General features: G+C 51.0%; 2 protein-coding genes. Both read left to right on the top strand.

The features are described from left to right. On the top strand, nt 1–228 hold a 228-nt coding region (locus ACFOFO_RS26225; protein WP_390333511.1), incomplete at its 5' end, for a hypothetical protein. Nucleotides 229–1,045: 817 nt separating this feature from the next. Then, nucleotides 1,046–1,583, top strand: a 538-nt coding sequence (locus ACFOFO_RS26220; protein ID WP_390333509.1) for a CoA transferase subunit A, incomplete at its 3' end; no start/stop codon positions are given.

Below are 1,583 nucleotides of genomic sequence, written 5' to 3'. Positions count from 1 at the left end.
ATCAAAAGCGCGACGGCCAGAGGGAGTTTTTCGCAAAACATGGATGGTGTTATGGAAGCGATCAATCAACCAAGCAAAGTGCAAGTCAGAGATTGGCTAAAACATCGTCAACTCAAAACTGAGCCACCGCCCGACATTGAACAGATCCGGCGCGAATTGGGATGGGGGACGGCTGAAAAGATTAAACCCGCTCCTAGTGCAGTGCTTCAGGCTATTGCTAACATTTGAGCTACCTGTTCTGGCATGACTTTTTGCAAGATATCTTGCAACTAGTCTGTTAAGCCAGTAAACGAGCGGCCTTGATAAGTTGGCTTATTTACGAGGCACTACACTGGCTCTTTCTGATCAAGATAGGGCTTGTCAGCGTCAGCGGTCATTCTCTGAATGACTAATAAATGATTGATATTTTAAAAAAGGAAAACAACCCATGTTCAATTTTTTCATGTTCTGTTTCGACCAAGACTACTGGCCCGTGCAGGCTTATCTGGAGCTGTTGCCTTCAGGCCTGATCGACGACGAGTCCTAACCCGGATTGTCCACAGCTTCCCTTGCTGTTGTAGTGCTTCAAATTACTGCCAACATTTGAGTTGCTTGATCGGGCATGACTTTTCGTCACGATATCTTGCAACGAGTCTGTTAAACCCAAGGCCGTGCGCATCGACAAAAAGACCGTCGCGTACTATGCTGAATCCTGGAATGAAGCAAGCCTCTTTCGTTTATCCACCCTGTATTAGATTTGCCGTCAAAGAATTTCTGCCCACCTACAGATTGGCCAACTCAAGCTGCTGGGAGTAGGTTCAAATATAATCCGATGGATTGATCTCGGGCCATAGACAGGCAGGTATTCCATGATAATTCTCCAGTTTGTCGAAGTCAGATAATTGGTCCGATTGTGCTGCGACGTTGCGGCAGCCCGTCCCAGAGGATGAGCAAGCTTCGGCCAACCTGCCTGATCAAGGTCATCAGAAATATCACAATCTGCCCCTTCTGTATTGCGCCCGGCAACAATCGTTGATGATTCTCCTTCACAAGAAAAGGGATTGGTATGAATAAAGTTTATCCTGATGCGTCGACTGCGCTGGCCGGTGTCGTCAGCGACGGCCAGACCATCGCAGTCGGGGGCTTCGGCCTATGTGGCATTCCGGAAGCCTTGATTGCCGCACTGCGCGACTCGGGCGTGAAAAATCTGACCGCCATTTCCAACAACGCCGGCGTGGATGGCTTCGGCCTCGGGCAGTTGTTGACCACCCGGCAGATCAAGAAAATGATCGCGTCGTACGTCGGTGAAAACAAGGAATTCGAGCGTCAGTACCTGGCTGGCGAGCTGGAACTGGAATTTACGCCACAAGGTACGCTGGCCGAAAAGCTGCGTGCCGGCGGCGCCGGGATCCCCGCATTTTTCACCAAGACGGGAGTCGGCACGATCGTCGCAGAGGGTAAGGAAATCCGCGAATTCGACGGCCAGCAATACGTGATGGAGCGTTCCCTGGTGGCCGATGTGGCGTTGGTCAAAGCCTACAAGGCCGACAAGTCCGGTAATCTGGTGTACCGCAAGACCGCGCGCAACTTCAATCCCAATGCGG

It is taken from the genome of Pseudundibacterium arcticum (assembly GCF_042646465.1).
Classification (GTDB): Bacteria; Pseudomonadota; Gammaproteobacteria; order Burkholderiales; family Burkholderiaceae_D; genus Undibacterium_A; species Undibacterium_A arcticum.
This window is presented reverse-complemented; position numbering and strand designations above follow the sequence as displayed.